At 69.9% G+C, this 16,089-nt stretch carries 15 protein-coding genes; 4 read left to right on the forward strand and 11 right to left on the reverse strand.

Features of this window, described 5'->3' with window-relative positions:
* Window positions 1–50 precede the first annotated feature (50 nt).
* Complete coding sequence (locus VF632_RS14960; protein ID WP_331023717.1) at window positions 51–500, forward strand: bis(5'-nucleosyl)-tetraphosphatase; 450 nt, start codon at window positions 51–53, stop codon at window positions 498–500.
* 496 nt (window positions 501–996) lie between these two features.
* On the opposite strand, the gene VF632_RS14965 is transcribed toward VF632_RS14960, so the two are convergent.
* Both VF632_RS14965 and VF632_RS14970 read right to left on the reverse strand, forming a co-directional pair.
* Window positions 997–2,253, reverse strand: coding sequence for a sensor histidine kinase (locus VF632_RS14965; protein WP_331023718.1), 1,257 nt, complete (start codon window positions 2,251–2,253; stop codon window positions 997–999).
* On the reverse strand, window positions 2,250–2,936 hold the full coding sequence (locus VF632_RS14970; protein ID WP_331023719.1) for a response regulator transcription factor: 687 nt from the start codon (window positions 2,934–2,936) through the stop codon (window positions 2,250–2,252). Before VF632_RS14970 ends, VF632_RS14965 begins: the two co-directional genes overlap by 4 nt.
* A gap of 155 nt (window positions 2,937–3,091) precedes the next feature.
* On the opposite strand from VF632_RS14970, the gene VF632_RS14975 reads away from it, so the two are divergent.
* Entirely contained in the window at window positions 3,092–4,606 is a 1,515-nt protein-coding gene (locus tag VF632_RS14975) for a trypsin-like peptidase domain-containing protein (RefSeq protein ID WP_331023720.1), read from the forward strand.
* Window positions 4,607–4,772: 166 nt separating this feature from the next.
* On the opposite strand, the gene VF632_RS14980 is transcribed toward VF632_RS14975, so the two are convergent.
* Window positions 4,773–6,317: a hypothetical protein gene (locus VF632_RS14980; RefSeq protein ID WP_331023721.1), complete on the reverse strand. Its 1,545-nt coding sequence runs from the start codon at window positions 6,315–6,317 to the stop codon at window positions 4,773–4,775.
* A 349-nt stretch (window positions 6,318–6,666) separates the two neighbouring features.
* On the opposite strand from VF632_RS14980, the gene VF632_RS14985 reads away from it, so the two are divergent.
* Window positions 6,667–8,223 (forward strand): hypothetical protein, encoded by a 1,557-nt coding sequence (locus VF632_RS14985; protein ID WP_331023722.1) that lies wholly within the window; start codon window positions 6,667–6,669, stop codon window positions 8,221–8,223.
* Between the two features lie 237 nt (window positions 8,224–8,460).
* Here VF632_RS14985 and VF632_RS14990 read toward each other — a convergent pair whose 3' ends face one another.
* Together VF632_RS14990 and VF632_RS14995 are read right to left on the reverse strand one after the other, a co-directional pair.
* Complete coding sequence (locus VF632_RS14990; RefSeq protein WP_331023723.1) at window positions 8,461–8,856, reverse strand: hypothetical protein; 396 nt, start codon at window positions 8,854–8,856, stop codon at window positions 8,461–8,463.
* Window positions 8,857–8,913: 57 nt separating this feature from the next.
* Window positions 8,914–9,165, reverse strand: coding sequence for a DUF202 domain-containing protein (locus VF632_RS14995; RefSeq protein WP_331023724.1), 252 nt, complete (start codon window positions 9,163–9,165; stop codon window positions 8,914–8,916).
* A gap of 171 nt (window positions 9,166–9,336) precedes the next feature.
* Here VF632_RS14995 and VF632_RS15000 point away from each other — a divergent pair, with 171 nt between their 5' ends.
* Window positions 9,337–10,206 carry a DUF5715 family protein gene (locus VF632_RS15000; RefSeq protein ID WP_331023725.1) on the forward strand — a complete coding sequence of 290 codons (870 nt, stop codon included), beginning with the start codon at window positions 9,337–9,339 and terminating at the stop codon, window positions 10,204–10,206.
* Window positions 10,207–10,212: 6 nt separating this feature from the next.
* Here VF632_RS15000 and VF632_RS15005 read toward each other — a convergent pair whose 3' ends face one another.
* The 6 genes from VF632_RS15005 to VF632_RS15030 form a co-directional block, all read right to left on the reverse strand.
* The gene (locus tag VF632_RS15005; protein ID WP_331023726.1) at window positions 10,213–10,698 is read right to left on the reverse strand and encodes a nuclear transport factor 2 family protein; all 486 of its coding nucleotides are present in this window, start codon (window positions 10,696–10,698) and stop codon (window positions 10,213–10,215) included.
* A 151-nt stretch (window positions 10,699–10,849) separates the two neighbouring features.
* On the reverse strand, window positions 10,850–12,316 hold the full coding sequence (locus VF632_RS15010; protein ID WP_331023727.1) for a glycosyl hydrolase family 18 protein: 1,467 nt from the start codon (window positions 12,314–12,316) through the stop codon (window positions 10,850–10,852).
* A gap of 471 nt (window positions 12,317–12,787) precedes the next feature.
* Window positions 12,788–13,369, reverse strand: a complete 582-nt coding sequence (locus tag VF632_RS15015) for a DUF2272 domain-containing protein (RefSeq protein WP_331023728.1) — start codon at window positions 13,367–13,369, stop codon at window positions 12,788–12,790.
* A 240-nt stretch (window positions 13,370–13,609) separates the two neighbouring features.
* Window positions 13,610–13,918, reverse strand: a complete 309-nt coding sequence (locus VF632_RS15020; protein ID WP_331023729.1) for an EthD family reductase — start codon at window positions 13,916–13,918, stop codon at window positions 13,610–13,612.
* Window positions 13,906–14,520, reverse strand: coding sequence for a GNAT family N-acetyltransferase (locus VF632_RS15025; RefSeq protein WP_331023730.1), 615 nt, complete (start codon window positions 14,518–14,520; stop codon window positions 13,906–13,908). Before VF632_RS15025 ends, VF632_RS15020 begins: the two co-directional genes overlap by 13 nt.
* Window positions 14,521–14,580: 60 nt before the next feature.
* A complete protein-coding gene (locus VF632_RS15030) occupies window positions 14,581–16,074 on the reverse strand; it encodes a glycosyl hydrolase family 18 protein (RefSeq protein ID WP_331023731.1) in 1,494 nt (497 codons plus the stop codon).
* Between the last annotated feature and the right edge of the window lie 15 nt (window positions 16,075–16,089).

Consider the following 16,089-nt stretch of genomic DNA (forward strand, 5'->3'; position numbering starts at 1 on the left):
TAGCAGATTGCACGCAAATACGTCCCTGCCTCTACGCGCCGGAGGGGAGGATGAGAAGAATTTCGCAGACGGCGGCGGGCGTCGTGCTCTTCCGGAACGGGGGAAGCGAGCGGCGCTACCTGCTGATGCGTTCGGCGCTCACCAGGCGTCCCATATGGGAGTTTCCCAAGGGCGGAGTGGAGTCCGGGGAAACGGAAGAACAGGCCGCGGTTCGCGAGCTGTGGGAAGAGGCGGGCATCGGGGAAACCCAGATCTCGCTGTTCCGCGGCTTTCGTGAGGAGGAGCGGTACGTCTTTACGCAGGGGAAGGGCGATGCGCGAACGCTGATCGTGAAGAAGGTGGTGTACTTTCTGGCGGAAACCCAGGAAGAGCGCGTGGTCATTTCACGCGAAGCCGAGGACTACCGCTGGGCCACGTACGACGAGGCCCTGCGGCTGATCCGCTTTCCCGGCAAGCGCTACGTGCTGGAACTGGCGGAAGCGCGGTTGAAGGAGGGGTAGGTTCCCCCTCCCCCGGCCCCTCCCCCGCAAACGGCGCGGGAGAGGGGGGAACTTCGGGTGGGCCCCTCCCCCGGCCCCTCCCCGCACGATCCTGCTGTGCGGAGAGGGGGGAAATTCGGGTGAGGTTCGATAGGCTGTCTCGCATGCCTTGGGAGCCCCCTCCCCCCGGCCCCCGTCCCCCGCTTCGCAGGGGAGGGGGAGACCTGAACCGCACTTAGGCCGGCTTCGCGCGCTCGGCTTCGCGTGCAGTCCGCGAAGGCGGACTTCGTGACTTTCCAGCTGCGGTTTCAACCGCCAGGACGAAGGCCGAGGTCCACGCATCGATGACCGCTGCCGCGCCCGAGCTTGTACCTGTCCCCGGCTAGATCCTTCCGCCCGCGTGGGGTGTGCCGCGGGCGAGGGTCGCTCGCTTGGGCCTCAGGATGACAGAGTGGCGTGCATGCTGCCGCACTTCCGCACTTCCGCACTTCCGCACTCCCGCACTCCCGCACTCCCCTCACGCACTCGCTGGCAGCCGCACCGTGAACACGCTCCCCTCTCCGGGGGCGCTGCGAACCGAGATCGTGCCGCCGTGGCGCTCGGCGACCATACGGGCGATGGCCAGGCCCAGGCCCGTGCCGCCGCTGCGGTTGCGGGCCGCGTCTTCTCGGTAGAAGCGGTCGAACACGCGCGGCAGCGCCTCGGCAGAGATGCCGCTGCCGGTGTCCGCCACCTGCACCTCCACCCATTCCCGGCCATCCGCCGGCTCTTCCGTCGACGCGATCGAGCGCGCGGTGATCGTCACGGCGCCTGCTTCGGTGAACTTCACCGCGTTCGACACCAGATTCAGGAAGAGGCGGCGGAGCGCCCCCCCGTCGCCGCGCAGGGGGAGCGCGTTGGGGACGTCCAGCCGCACATCCACCGGCTTGGCCGCCGCCAGCGCCTCGCCCACGTCCTGCACGTCGCGAAGCACCTCCGCCAGGTCGGCGATCTCGTCGGGGCCGGATTCCACCTGCTCGCCGCGCGCCAGCGTCAGCAGGTCTTCTACTAGGTGAAGCATCTCGCGCGTTTCGTCCACCACCTCTTCCAGCGTGTCGCGCAGTTCTTCGGCGGTGCGCGGGCGGGCGAGGGCGACCTCCGCCGTGCCGCGGATGGCGGTGAGGGGCGTGCGCAGTTCGTGGCTGGCGTCCGCGGTGAAGCTGCGCAGGGCCTCGACGGCGCGCTGAAGGCGCTCGAGCATGCCGTTGTAGGCCAGGGCCAGCTCGCGCAGTTCGGTGGGGCGCTCCGGCTCGTCCACGCGCCGCGCCAGCCCGCCGATGCCGATCTCCCGTGAGGCCGTCACCAGGCGGTTGAGGGGCTGCAGGATGCGGTCGCTCACCGTTCGCCCCGCCAGCGCCGCCAGCAGCGTCGTCACAGGGATCAGCACCAGGGCGATCAGGACGAACGAGCGCAGGGCGTGCTGCTCGACGGCGCCGGTGCGCGCGACGTAGATCTCCACCGTTTCGCCGGTGACCAGGCGCGAGCGGCGGCGCAGCGTCTCTACCGCGCCCTCCGTGGGCGGCAGCCGCTGCTCGTGCGTGGCCACGCGGGGAATGCCGGGTGCAATGAAGCGCTCGGCCGTGGCGGCGGTCTGGCGGAGTGACTCGGTGCCCGCGCTCCTCAGCGAGCGCCGCAGGATGCCGTAGGCGGCGCCCGCGAACAGGGTGAGCGCCACCAGCAGGATCAGCGAATACCCCGCGACGATCTCGCGCCGGAGCGAGCGGGGGCGGTTCACTCCGGCTCCCCAGCCGGGGGCTTGATGGCGTACCCCACCCCGCGGACCGTCTGGATCAGCCCCCGGTCGCGGTCTTCCAGCTTGGTTCTCAGCGAGTTGATGCACACGTCCACGATGTTGGTGCCGGGATCGAATCGGATTCCCCACACGTGCTCCATCATCGCCGCGCGGCTCAACGGGCGGCCCGCGTTGCGAAGCAGGTATTCCAGGACCGCGAACTCGCGCGGCGTGAGCTCCACCGGCTTTCCGCCGCGCCGCACCTCGCGCGTGGCGGGATCCATCTCCACGTCCCCCGCCTTGAGCACCGCCGACGCACCGGGGCTTCCCCCCCGCCGCAGCAGCGCGCGGAGGCGTGCCGTCAGTTCCGAGAACTCGAACGGCTTCGTCAGGTAGTCGTCGGCGCCGGCGTCCAGCCCCACGACCTTGTCCTCGGTGCGGTCGCGCGCCGTGAGCATCAGCACGGGAAGGCGCACCTCGCGCTCGCGCAGGTCGCGGACGAGCTGGATGCCGGAGCGCCCCGGGATCATCACGTCAACCACCGCGGCGTCGAAGCCCTGCGTGGTCGCCTTCTCCCACGCCGTGTCGCCATCCGCCGCCATCTCGACCACGTACCCCTCCTCGCGCAGGCCCTTCTGCAGGAACCCGGCGATCCGCGGATTGTCTTCTACGATCAGAATCCTCATCGGTGCCCTGGATTAAGAGGCGTTAAGGGCGGGCTAATCGTCCGCTAATCCCCTGCAGGAACGGGGGTTCGCACGATCGGGTATTCCTTGCCAGCAGGACGGCGGCCGCGTGGTCCCTGGCCGCCCCACGTTTTTGGATCAGGAGATAAGTGACGATGAACGCAACGCTTCGCAAGCTCGGGATGCCCGCGCTGCTGGTCGCGGGCACCGCAACGGCCATGACGGCGGCCGACATGGTGAAGGACCCGCTGCCGGACCTGGGTGCCCAGGCGGCCGGGCCGGCGGTGGCGCCCCCGGGTGCCATCGCCTCGGCCGAGGGGCTTTCGGGCGCCTTCCGCGCCGCCACCCGCGCCGCGCTTCCGGCGGTGGTGCACGTTCGCGTGGCCTCGGCCGCGCGCGCCGTGTCGCAGCAGCAGGTGCCGCCCGAGTTCCGGGGCACGCCGTTCGAGGACATGTTCCGCCGCCAGGGCGGGCAGGCGCCGAGGGCCGGCAGCGGCTCGGGCTTCATCATCTCGGCGGATGGCTACATCATCACCAACAACCACGTGGTCGAGGGGATGGACCGGGTGATGGTGGTGCTGGCCGACAAGCGCGAGTTCGAGGCGCGCGTGGTGGGCCGCGACCCCAACACCGACGTGGCGGTGCTGAAGGTGGATGCGCGCGGGCTGCCGGTGGCGCGGCTGGGTGACGCCGACGTGCTGGAGATCGGCGACTGGGTGCTCGCCCTGGGCTATCCGCTGGACCTGGGGCAGACCACCACGGCGGGGATCGTGAGCGCCAAGGGCCGCAGCCTGGGCATCATGGGCCGCAACGGCGCCGAGGCCCCGCTGGAGCACTTCCTCCAGACGGACGCGGCCATCAACCCGGGGAACAGCGGCGGGCCGCTGGTGGATTTGCAGGGGCGGGTGATCGGCGTCAACAGCGCCATCGCCTCGCCGACCGGCTTCTACTCGGGCTACGGGTTCGCGGTGCCCATCAACCTGGCGCGCCGCGTGGCCGAGGACCTGATGCGCGACGGCCGCGTGCACCGGCCCATGATCGGCGTGGAGATCCGCGACGTGTCGCCGGCCGACGCCGAGGTGTTCGGGCTGCCCTCGCCGGATGGTGCGGTGGTGTCGGCGGAGCCGCGCGGCCCCGCGGCGGCGGCCGGGCTGAAGATGGGCGACGTGATCGTGGCCGTGGAGGGCAAGGCCGTGAAGAACGCCGGCGACCTGATGGAGACGGTGATGGAGAAGCGCCCGGGCGACCGGGTGACGCTCGACGTGGTTCGCTACGGCGACCGCCGCCGGGTGGCGGTGCGGCTGGAGGAGTTCTCCAATCCGCGCGCCGCCCGCGGCCGGGCGGCGCCCGCGGAGGAGGACGTGGCCGCCCCGGCGGAAACCACGGGGCGGCTGGGCTTCCGCGCCGAGCCGGTGACGGCGGAGATTGCGCGCGAGCTGGGGATGGAGCGCGCGGCGGGCGTGGTGATCTCGGAGGTGGATCCCGCGAGCCCGGCGGCCGGGGTGCTGGGCCGCGGGATGGTGGTGCGGCGCTTCAACGGCCGCGAGGTGGGCACGGTGCAGGAGCTGCGCGCCGCGTCGGAGGCGGTGCGGGCGGGGCAGGTGGTGTCGCTGCAGGTGCGGCTGCCCGACGGCCGCGAGACCATCGTGAACTTCCGCGCGCGCAGCTGATCTGCGCTGAAGGTATGAGTTCCAAAACAGAAAGCCAGCCTGGGGTTCGCTCCCGGGCTGGCTTTCTATTTGGATCACACGGAGGGCACGGAGAACACGGAGGAGGGAAGGGAGGGCTCCCGCAGTTCCTCTGCGTCCTCCGTGCCCCCCGTGTGAGACCTTCTTTTTAGTTCGTCCGGGCGATCATCCAGCGGATGCCGGGGGTGTCGGACGTGGCGGATACGGTGCCTGCGCCGCTCACCAGGGCGAAGAAGCTTCCGCCGCTCACCTGCCCGAAGCTGGACGATCCCGCGCGCCCCGCCTGCACCTCGGCCGCGGGCTTCCACCCGTACGCGGCCCCGCGGTCGCCCACCTTGCGATAGACGGGGTTGTTCAGGGCGCGGTTACTGGTGCGGTCGTCCGCGGCCTGGGTGAGGGTCCAGGTGAGCACCGCCTCGGCGGGGTCCCACCCTGCGCCCAGGTGGCCGCGCACGCGCTCCACCAGCCCGTGGCAGGCGCCGCCCGCGCCGTCGTCGCCGTACCAGCCCTCCACCGCGCCCCGGGCCACCACTGCCATCGCCGCGTCCGCGGACAGGCCGGCGTTCATCAGCCGCACCTGCAGGTCGCGCAGCAGGCTGGCGGCGTCGTAGTAGCCCCAGGGCAGCCGCCCGCGGGCATCCGCCGGCTCCAGCGCGTAGATGGCGGCGGATTCGCGCGGGTTCAGGTGGTCCTGCCAGTCCCAGTTGGCGGTGAGGCCCACGCCCAGGTAGCGGCGCAGCAGGTCCATCGCCAGGAAGTCGGCGCCGCCCTCGATGCTCCACGCGGCCGATCCCGGCGCGGCGTGCGGGGCACCGTGGGCACCGCGCAGGTGCTGCACCTGCCACGCGTGCGTCATCTCGTGCGCCAGCACCTTCAGGCGATAGCTGGCGTGGTCGTACATCTCGAAGTTCTCGCCCTTGCCCGGCCGCACGTTCACGTTCAGCCACACGAAGCTGCGCGCGCCGCCGGCATCTTCTCGCGACCAGGTGGCACCGGCGCCGTGCTCCGGGTTCCAGGCCGCGGCCAGGATCAGCAGCTGGCCCGAGCCGGGGCTGGTGACCGGCACGGTTTCGCCCAGCGCGCCGCGGAGAACGGGAACGCCCTGCGCCGCCAGGAAATCCAACGCCGTCTCGGCCTGGTCCAGCACGCGCCCGGCGCCGCTCTCGTCGCCCTCCAGCACCGCCAGCACGAAGCGGCCGCCCACCACCTTCACCACCCGCGCCGGCACAGTGCCCGCGCCCACCATCGGCCGCACCTGGAACCGCTCGCCGTCACGCCACGGGGTCTCGCGTGCGTACGGATCGCCCGGGGCCGGCGCGGTGTTCAGGCGCAGGTCGCCGGTGAGACGATCGGCGCCGCCATCAGCCTCGACCAGGTTCTGCGACGCGGCGGCTCCCCCCGCCCCGTCGCCGAGGGTGTAGCGCGGCTCCGGCAGCTCGCCCGCGAACGGACCGCTCGCCGATGCGTCCAGCGCCCGCGCGTCGAAGCCGGCCAGCACGTACCCGGCATCGTTCACCCCGAGCGCGATGCAGCGCGCCTGGGCTTCGTTCAGCGCGCGCGTTTCGCCGGGCGCCAGGTCCAGGCGGACGGCGGCGTCGCACGATGCGGCGGGGGCGCTGGGGCCCGCGGCGTCCTGGCAGCCAGCCAGGGCGGCGGATGCAAGGATGAGAACGGCGAGGCGGTGTGAGATCATCGGTCCAGCTCCGTTGAACGATTCGGGGCGCGCGACCGGCCGCCCTCGGGGCTCTCCAAAGCGAACACCGTTCCCGGTTCCCGCAAACGGGTAAGATGACCCGGTGCATGTGTTTGCGACCTACGGGAAGGCAGCGGCGCCTCTCCGCCGAATGTCCGAAAACCGGTCGGTGGACGAGGGGTGGTGCACGAGAAGGCCAGTGCCTGCGCGGGAATTGGCGGGGTGTACGATTTTCGATCGATCCAGTGCAGGTCGTGATGCTTCCCCGGCCACGGCTCCGCGACTAAGTTGGGCCCGGTCAGGGAGGCCCCGCGTCCGCAGCCCCCGCCCACCACTCGGTCCAACGCCCATGATCCATCCATCCATCGCACGTGTGCCCCGCCTGCGCGCGCTGCTCGTCAACACGGCCATCCTCTTCGCCCTTCCCGCCGCCGCGCAGGGCGGGGAAGCGGAAGAGCGGACGGCCCGCTACTTCGACGGGATCCGCTCCGATCCGCGCGCCCTGTCGATCTTCATCCGCGAAATGCCCAAGGGGGCAGACCTGCACAGCCACCTGTCCGGCGCCGTCTACGCGGAAAGCTACCTGCGCTGGGCGGCGGAGGACGGGTTGTGCGTCAACACGCGGTCGGGCGCCATCACGCGCCGGCCGTGCACGCCCAACGATACGCTCCGCCTGGCCTCCACCCTTTCCGACACGAGCGCGTTGTATCGGATGTCGGTCGATTCGCTCTCCATGCAGGGGTGGACGCCGAACAGCGGCATCAGCGGCCACAACCAGTTCTTTTCCACCTTCGGCCGAATGGGCGTCATCGACCGCCGGACGGGCGACATGCTGGCCGAGGCGTCCAATCGCGCTGCCATCGGCCGGGTGCGCTACCTGGAGCTGATGCTGACGGTGGACGGCGGCGGCGCCCGCGCGCTGGGCGACTCGCTGCGCTGGACTGACGATTTCGGCGCGATGCGCGACACGCTGCTGGCTCGCGGCCTTCCGGAGATCATCACCGCCAGCCGCGCCCGGCTGACTTCGATCGCGGCGCGGCGCGACACGGTGCTGGGCTGCGGGACGGCGAATCCGCAGCCAGGGTGCGAGGTGGAGGCGCGGTGGCTGTACCAGGTGTCGCGCGCCGCGCCGCCCGGGCGCGTGTTCGCGCAGATCCTCACGGGCTTCATGCTGGCCACGGCGGACCGCCGCGTGGTGGGGCTGAACCTGGTGCAGCCGGAAGACGACACCACGGCCATGCGCGAGTATTCGCGGCAGATGCGGATGATCCAGTTCCTGCGGCCGCTGTACCCGGGGGTAAAGGTGACGCTGCACGCGGGCGAGCTGGCGCCGGGGCTGGTGCCCGCCGAGGGGCTGCGCTTCCACATCCGCGAGGCGGTGCGGGTGGCGGGCGCCAGCCGCATCGGGCACGGGGTGGACATCATGCACGAGGACAGCTCGGCCGAGCTGATGCGTGAGATGGCGCGCAACCGGGTAATGGTGGAGATCAACCTCACCAGCAACGACGTGATCCTGGGCATCCGAGGCGCCGAGCACCCGCTGCACGCGTACATGGCCGCGGGCGTGCCCGTGGCCCTGTCGACGGACGACGAGGGCGTGGCGCGCTCGGAGATGTCGATGGAGTACATGAAGGCGGTGCGCGACCAGAACCTGGGCTATCCCGCGCTCAAGATGATGGCCCGCACGTCGCTTCAGCACGCCTTCGTGGAGGGCGACCCGCTCTGGCGCGACCTGTCGTCGCTCACCCCCGCGGCCCCGTGCGCGCCGTCCGCCGGAGGGATGCAGGGTGCCCGCTGCCGCGCCTTCGTCCGGCGCAGCCCCAAGGCCATGCTGCAGTGGCGCCTGGAGCGCGACTTCGCCCGCTTCGAAACCCAGGCAGTGCAGTCGATGGCCGCGGCGCGGTAACCGCGGAATCCACGACCAGAAAACGAGCAGTCCGCGCCGAAGCACGGGCTGCTCGTTTCTCATGGTTGATCTGCTCACCCTCGAGAGCAGTTCCCGTGTTTCCCGCGGTAAACGGCGCCTTGATACGCCTGTCAGGAATGATGATGTAAGTCGCCGTTCCGGGCGAGCAAAGCACCAAGCGGGCTCCGCGATGATCGCGGAGCCCGCCCTTTGTCATGCCTTCCGGCCGCGTGCCTGCTACCCGCGCGACTTCGAATCCATGGCGTCCTCGTCGCGGTCGCACTCGCGGAGGTGCCCGGAATAGGCGCGGGAGTTGTCGAGCACCCACAGCCAGCAGCCCGGCACCTCCGCCTGCAGCGTGGCGTTGAACGACAGCGGGCCGTTGGCGCCGCCGCCGACGGTGCGCGCGGAGAGCACGATGTTGGCCCCCGTCTCCAGCGACACGCGGCAGACTTCCTGTCCGGGCATGATGTCGTAGCGCGCCAGCCCCACGCGCGCGATCACGTTTCCATAGCCGGCGGTGGCGTTCCGCACGCAGATGCGGGTGCGCTCCCGCTGGTTGGCGTCTTCGCCCTTCCGGAGCGAAGCGCACGCGGTGAGCGCGACGGCTGCAACGATGGCCAAGCGGTACATCCGGCCTCCCGGGTGGAAGTGCGTTCGCGTCGCCGATGTCCCTCGCGGCGAGGCCTTTTACGGAGTTTCGCCCTTCAGATACCGGCGAAGCACCAGGAAGCGGTACGCCCCTACCACGAATCCCACCGCGCCCAGGATCACCAGGGCCCAGCCGCCCGCCGTGGCCAGCGCCCCCGGAACGAACCGCGCGAGACTCGCCCCACCGATGATCAGCGCCATCGCCGTCCGCACGTAGGCCAGCAGGGTGCGTTCATTCGCGAGCAGCGTTCGCTCGAGCGCCATCCGGTCCGGGTCACGCATGGGGTTCATGCCGGTCCAGTTTGCGAGGCGTGTGCCACGTCCGCGGCCGGGCGCGAATGGATCACCCGCTTACCCCCCGTTCCGCGAACGCGAGCATCACGTGCGCCCGAAGCGTGTGCTGGCATGCATCTGGCCCCGCGCCCCGGCTGACTTTCCTGGATAGACTACGAAGGGGAACCGATGTACGGAATGCGACGCTGGGTGGTGGCTGGGCTGGTGGGCGTGCTGGCGGCGGGGGCGTGCGCCCCGGGCGCGCATGACGACGACGTGAACGAGCCGGACGAGGCGGGGGAGAGCACGCCCCCGCTGTCCGCGAACGCCCCCGCGCCCGCGCCGGCCCCGGCGATGGATGCGGCGGCGGTGCAAGCTCGCATCGACGCGCGGCGCGATTCCATCCGCGCCGCGTTCGGCAGGGTGAACAAGCTGAAGTGGCGCGAGGTGTGGGGCCTGCGTCGGGACAAGAACGCCGAGCAGATCGCCAGGGCGCAAAGCCTGGGCGTGCGCGTCTCCGGCGAAGCGCAGATCGCGCAGCTCGCAAAGCAGGGGCGGCTGGTGGCGCTGGAGGACAGCACCGAATACTGGGTGCTGCGCAAGATGACGCACTCGGTGCCCTACATGACGCCGGATGGGCACGCCATGCTCCGGGAGGTCGGCAGACGGTTCCATGCGCGCCTCGACAGCCTGGGGCTGCCGCGCTTCCGGATGAAGGTCACGTCCGCGCTCCGGACGGACGAGACGCAGGCGGAGCTGCGCAAGATCAATCCGAACGCGTCGCAGACCGTCAGCTCGCACGAGTACGGCACCACGCTCGACGTTTCGCACGAGCGGTTCGCCGCGCCCGCCGCGCCCCGTGAAGCGTCACCCGCGGAATGGGCGCTGGAGGTGGTGATGATGGACACGGTGGTGAAGTACTACGGAAAGGAGCTGCAGGCGGAGCTGGGCCGCGTGATCACGGAAATGCGGGAGGAGGGCGCGCTGATGGTGATGATGGAGGATGCCCAGCCCGTCTACCACATGACGGTCGCGCGCCGCTTCCGCGGCGCGCGATGAGGCGGATCAGGGCCGCGGTGCCTGGCCCGACCACGGGCACTCGCGGCGCCGGGTGTCGGTGATCTGGATGATCTGCCAGCCAGCTTCCATCCGCACGAACTGGAAGGCGTTCACGCCGCAGTGGCTGAACTGGTCGTCCAGGTAAAAGGCGTAGTTCATCCACGCGGTCGCCAGCGGGCCGTCCACGCGGATCTCCACGCCCGAGATCCGCTCGTCCCACACCTTTTCATGCGGCGTTCCCACCGCGCGGATGAACGGGTCGATGCTGTCGCCGCGCAGCACCGTCCGGCTCTCGCGGATCGACACCGACTGCAGGCGCGCCGTGGGATGGAAGAGCGGGCGCAAGGCCGTGCTGTCGCCCGCGCGCATGGCGTCGAACATCCGGTCGACGACGGCACGCACTTCCTGCTGCTCGGGAGTGTCCTGGGCCGCAAGCGAGTGGTCACCCGCCACCAGGGCGAGCGCGAGGGCGAGTAGACGAAGGATTCGCATCGGGAAGTGGATGGGGAAGGGGAGGTGTGCGGCGCGAGCGCCGGGGGCCATCCAAAGCTGAGGAAGAGTTCGCGGTTGCGCCAGCCCCGTGCACCGGAACGAAGAGGGGCGCCGCGGCTGCGGCGCCCCTCTTCGCCGAATCGCATCCCGTCTACTGCGCCAGGAACGAGCGCGCGGCGGCGGTCAGCAGCGGGTCGCGGCTGCCGATGGGGGCCGAGGGAAGGTGGCCCTCGCCGATGGTCCACACGATGGCGCCGCCCAGCCCGCGGGCCCGGGCGAAGTCGCCCTTGGCGGCGATGGACTGCTCGTCTTCGTAGCTGACGAAGTTGCAGCCGTTCGGCCCCTTGGGCGAGCTGAAGGTAAGGTACGGCACGCCGGCCGCCGCGTCCCACCGCTTGGCCGTGCCATCGTAGTACGACGACATGATGGTGGCGTAGCTCATGTTGTTGTCGCTGCCCACGCGCGCCGTCGTCGTCGTCTGCGCCACGCGCGGCTGGGTGGCGCCCTTCCAGCAGGTGCCGTAGAAGCCCAGCCCAATTCCCAGCTTGGCCGCGGGCACGCCGACGGCCAGGTAGCGGTCTACCGTGCTGGCGACCGAGGCCGGCCGCGCCGACGCGGCGTCGTGCAGCGGCGAGTGGTGCCACACCTCCCACCCCTGCCACGCGCCGCCCATCCCGTAGCTCATCAGGTTCATCTGGTCCACCACCCTCGCGGCCTGCGCGTACCAGCCGTCGTACGTGGCGGGAAAGTTGTTGTTCACCATGCCGACGGGAATGGTGATCAGCATTCCCGGCCGGCGGGCGCGCAACTGCTGCAGCAGCCAGAGCAGCGGGGCCTTGTCCGCCTCCTGGATGGGCTCCCAATCCACGTCGATGCCGTCGTAGCCCAGGGCGTCCATCGTCGCCAGCAGGTTGGTGACGAACACCTCGCGGTAGGTGGCCGACGCCGCGCCCACGAACTGGGCGTGGCTCCCGGCGCCGCCCAGCATCAGGATGGCCTTCCTGCCGGCCTGGTGGGCGCGGGTGGAAAGGGTGCGCGCCATCGCGGGGCCGTTGACGTCGTCGATGTCGAAGTGGGTCAGCACGCCCCCGGTGGAGGTAGGCAGGACGGGTCCGACGATGATGTGCGTCATCAGCGAGAAATCCACCTCCGACGCGGGGTAGAGGCTGCGCTGATAGCCGACGTAGTAGCCCGACACCCAGCGCCCCGGGGTGCCCGAGGGCGGCGGCAGCGTCGGTGCGGCCTGTGGCGTCACGGCTGCGGAGGCGGCGGAGGCCGGTCCCGCGCCCGCCGAGTTGATGGCGACGACGTTGAAGGTGTAGGCGGTGCCGTTCGCCAGCCCGGTCACGGTGGCGGTCGTCGTCGGCGCGGTCACCGAGACGGTGGCTCCGCTGGGGCTGGCGGTCACGCGGTAGCTTTGCAGGGTGCGCCCGCCGTCGCTGTAGGGAGCGGTCCAGCGCACCGTCGCCCGGGCGTCGCCCGCCACCGCATGGACGGACTGCGGCGCGCTCGGAAGCGCGGACTTCCGCGCCTCCTGCGCCTGGCCGTCTGGCTGAGTGCTTTCCGTGGGGCTGGCGGCGCTGCACGCGGCGGCGAGGAAGAGCGCGAGGGCTGTCACTGGGCGGAGAAGTGCGGACGGGATCGTGATTCGTGGATGTGCCATGAGGGTCCTGCCGGCGAGAAGATGGGCCGCCGCCTCTCGACGGAAGTGGCGGGTGCCATCCGGAGCGCGGCGTTCTGGGAGGGGAGGCGCGCGTGCCGATTCGCTCGCGCGCGGTTCCAGGAACGAAGGGCGGGGCGCGCCAGGAGGCGCGTGAGTCAGCAGCGGTGCTGCGTCTTCAGCCCAACGTCATCGGTGTGCGATGTAGCAGCTACTGCGCCATCCACCGCTTCCACATCGCTTTCCCTCCCAATTACTTCATATCCTGCGCCAAATCTCGTCTCCTGCAAGGCAGGGTGCCACCGCACGCCAGTGTGTAGCAGATGCGAAACTGCCGCGAATCGCCAAGATCTCAGTGTTTTGCAATCGCGCAGGACTACATCTACTCGACTGGAGTCCGCATCCACGGTGCGGGATGAGTGGACGTCATTATCTCAGATTCTTGATCACACAGATGAAGGGATTCGCGTTCCGTTGCTTGATGAATCCGTCTTTGGTTAGCCGCACGACGGTCCGGCGGATCGAGTCGCTCTCGTTCCCGCCGATCGTCAGCGCATACCGACCCAACGCATCACTTCCGGTCTCCACGACGATCGCTGAGTGCGACGTGTAGTTCGCGTGCTTCTTCGCGAAGGTGTAGTCGTGCGTTGCTCCCCCGCGATTGTTCTGGATGATGTCTCCCACCTGCGGCGGGTGCATCGTGATTTCAACACCATGGAACACACCCTTGTTAGCGAGTGCGTTCTGGATCGCTTGATGAACGAAGACGGAATGGGCAGACGCAAACTTGAATTCCGTCGCGGACGCTCCAGCCTGCTTCACGCACCAGGACACAAACACAGCCGACCACGGCACAGAGGAGCAGCTGGTGAAGCCCAGGTTGAGCTCTGTCCAGTATCTCCTGATCTGCTTGCACAACTGAGGGTCGGCCTCGTTCACCATGTGGAACTTGGAATGCTGATCTCCAGCGACAGCGGCGAGCTTGCGGGCGAACGGCGTCGGAAGGGCCATGGGAGACAATCTCCTGAAGCGAGTCCAGAGTGTGCGGATAAAGGTGTGGGCCGCATCAGGGATATTGGATGGACGCCCTCTATCATTTTCACGACTCGGATTTCAGGGCGAAGCGGGTTTCTAGCACGTACGGCACGGCAACGGGCGCCACGCATGGGCCCCCGTTGGAGGTGTCCTCCAGTCCGATGCGGATCGGGCGATCGGCGAAGCGTGGAAGCCGCCGTCGTCCGCGCCGTCGCGTCAGGCCTGCGCGGAATCGAAGACGAGGACCGTGACGCCGCCCGTGCCCAGGGCGGCCGCGTCCGTGGCGGCTGCGGAGCCCTCGGGAGTGTTCAGCCCCGCGTGAAGGTCTTCCATGCTGTCGAAGTTCAGGATCAGCACCAGGTGATACGGGCCCGGGCCTTCGGCCGTCATCACGGGCCCCCGGCTGATCTCCACCGACCGTAGCCCCGGGATTTTCCTGGTGACCTCGAGGTGCGTCTCCTGGAGGTACTTCTCGAACGCGGCTTCATCCGTCGGGTGATTGTACAGCGAAATCAGCTTGGCCATGACTTCTCCTGGGATGATGAAAGGTGATCCTGCGCGACCCGAACATCCGGCGCGCGACCGGCCGAAGGCAGGTCGCCGCGCAACTCCATCGGCACGAACGCGATGCCGTTCTGAACCTGCACGGCACCGGTCGCCGTGAAGCCGAACCGCTCGTAGACCCGCACCGCGTTCACGGACGAGTTCACCGTGAACCGGCCGGTGTTGCCGTCCGCCGCCGCCGCGTTCTTCGCCACGTCCCATAGCCGTGACGCGATGCCCCGCCGGTGGAACGGCTCGGCGACCATCAGGTGATACAGGTGCCCGGCGTCGCGCACCCCGACGATCCCCGCCAGCTCGCCCGCGCTTTCGGCCACGTGGTAGCGATAGCGGCCGCTGACGATGGAATCCGCGATGGTCGCCGGCGTGATCGTTTCGAAGAAGGCGGCCGCGTCCTGCGGGCGGTCCGGGTCGGCGAGGAAGTACCGTGCGAGCGACGCAATCAGCGCGCTGATGCGCCCGGCATCGTCCGCCGTCGCCTCGCGGAAAGTCAATTCTGGAGGGAGCATCGTTCCACTGCTGCTCTGGTGTGCCGCTATGTAGAGAGTCGAGGTCCGTTCGCGCAAGAGATTCGGGGCGCACGGGACGATTCCCGTGCGCCCCGATCGTCAATTCCGCGGCCCGGCTTACTGGGCGAGGAACGCCTGGTGCGCGGCCGCGAGGAGCGGGTCGCGGCTCCCCGCCGGCGCCGCGGGCAGGTGCCCCTGTCCGATCGTCCAGATGATGGTGCCGCCGAGACCCTGGCTCCGAGCGAACTCGCCCTTCGCCGCGATGGACTGCTCGTTCTCGTACGAGATGAAGTTGCAGCCCTGCGGGCCCTTCGGCGCGCTGAACGTCAGGTAGGGCGCGCCCGCCGCGGCATCCCACCGGTACGCCGCGGCGTTGTAGTAGTGCGCCATGATGTTGGCGTAGCTCATCACGTTGTCCTCGGCCACCATCGCGGTGCCGGCGTTCTGCTGCTCGCGCGGGCCGTAGTTGTTCTTCCAGCACGCCCCGTAGAACCCCATGCCGATGCCCAGCTTGGCGGCCGGCACGCCCACGCCCAGGTAGCGCTGCACCGTGCTGGAGATGGATACCGGCCGGTACGTCGCCGCATCGTTCAGCGGCGAGTGGTGCCACACCTCCCAGTACGGCCACGGGCCAGACATGCTGTAGCTCATCACGTTCATCTGGTCGACCACCGCCGCCGCCTGCGCGTACCAGGCGTCGTACGTGCCGGGGAAGTTGTTGTTCACCGTGCCGACGGGAATGGTGATGAGCATTCCCGGACGGCGGGCGCGCAGCGCCTGCAGCAGCGCCAGCAGGGGCGCCTTGTCGGCCTCCTCGATGGGCTCCCAGTCCATGTCGATGCCGTCGTAGCCCAGGTCGTCCATCGTCGCCAGCAGGTTGGTGACGAAGGTGGAGCGGTAGCTGGACGAGGCCGCGCCCACGAACTGCGCGTGGGTGCCCGCGCCGCCCAGCATCAGGATGGCCTTCTTGCCGGCCTGGTGCGCGCGCGTGCTCAGGGTGCGCGCCATGGCCGGGCCCTCGACGTCGTTGATGTCGAAGTGCGTCAGCACGCCGCCCGTGGACGTCGGCAGAACGCGGCCCACGATGATGTGGCTCATCAGCGAAAAGTCCACCTCCTCGGGCGGATACAGGCTGCGCTGGTAGCCCACGTAGTAGCCCGACACCCAGCGGCCGGTGCTGGACGGCGGCGGCGTGGTGCCGGCCTGCGGCGTCACGGCGTTCGACGGCGCCGAGGCCGATCCGGTGCCCACGCTGTTCGTCGCGGCGACGGTGAACGTGTACGTGGTGCCGTTCGCCAGCCCGGTGATGCTGGCCGTGGTCGCCGGGGCGGTGACGGTGAGCGTGGCGCCGCCGGGCTGCGTGGTGACGCGGTAGCTGCTGATGGGCTTGCCGCCGTTGCTGGCGGGCGCCGTCCAGGTGACGGTGGCGCGCGCGTCGCCGGCGCTGGCCTGCACGGATTGCGGCGCGCTGGGCACCGTCGCGCGGGCCTTGGCGGCGCTGGGCCCGGCCGGGGCGATGAGCTCGGAGCCGGCATCGGTGCATCCGGCGGCCAGGATCAAGGCGAGCGCGGCGGAGAAGCGCCGGGCGGAACTGTATCGTGAGTGAGTCATCGGTCGCGTTGGTTC

Source organism: Longimicrobium sp., from assembly GCF_036388275.1.
In the GTDB taxonomy this organism is placed as follows: Bacteria; Gemmatimonadota; Gemmatimonadetes; order Longimicrobiales; family Longimicrobiaceae; genus Longimicrobium.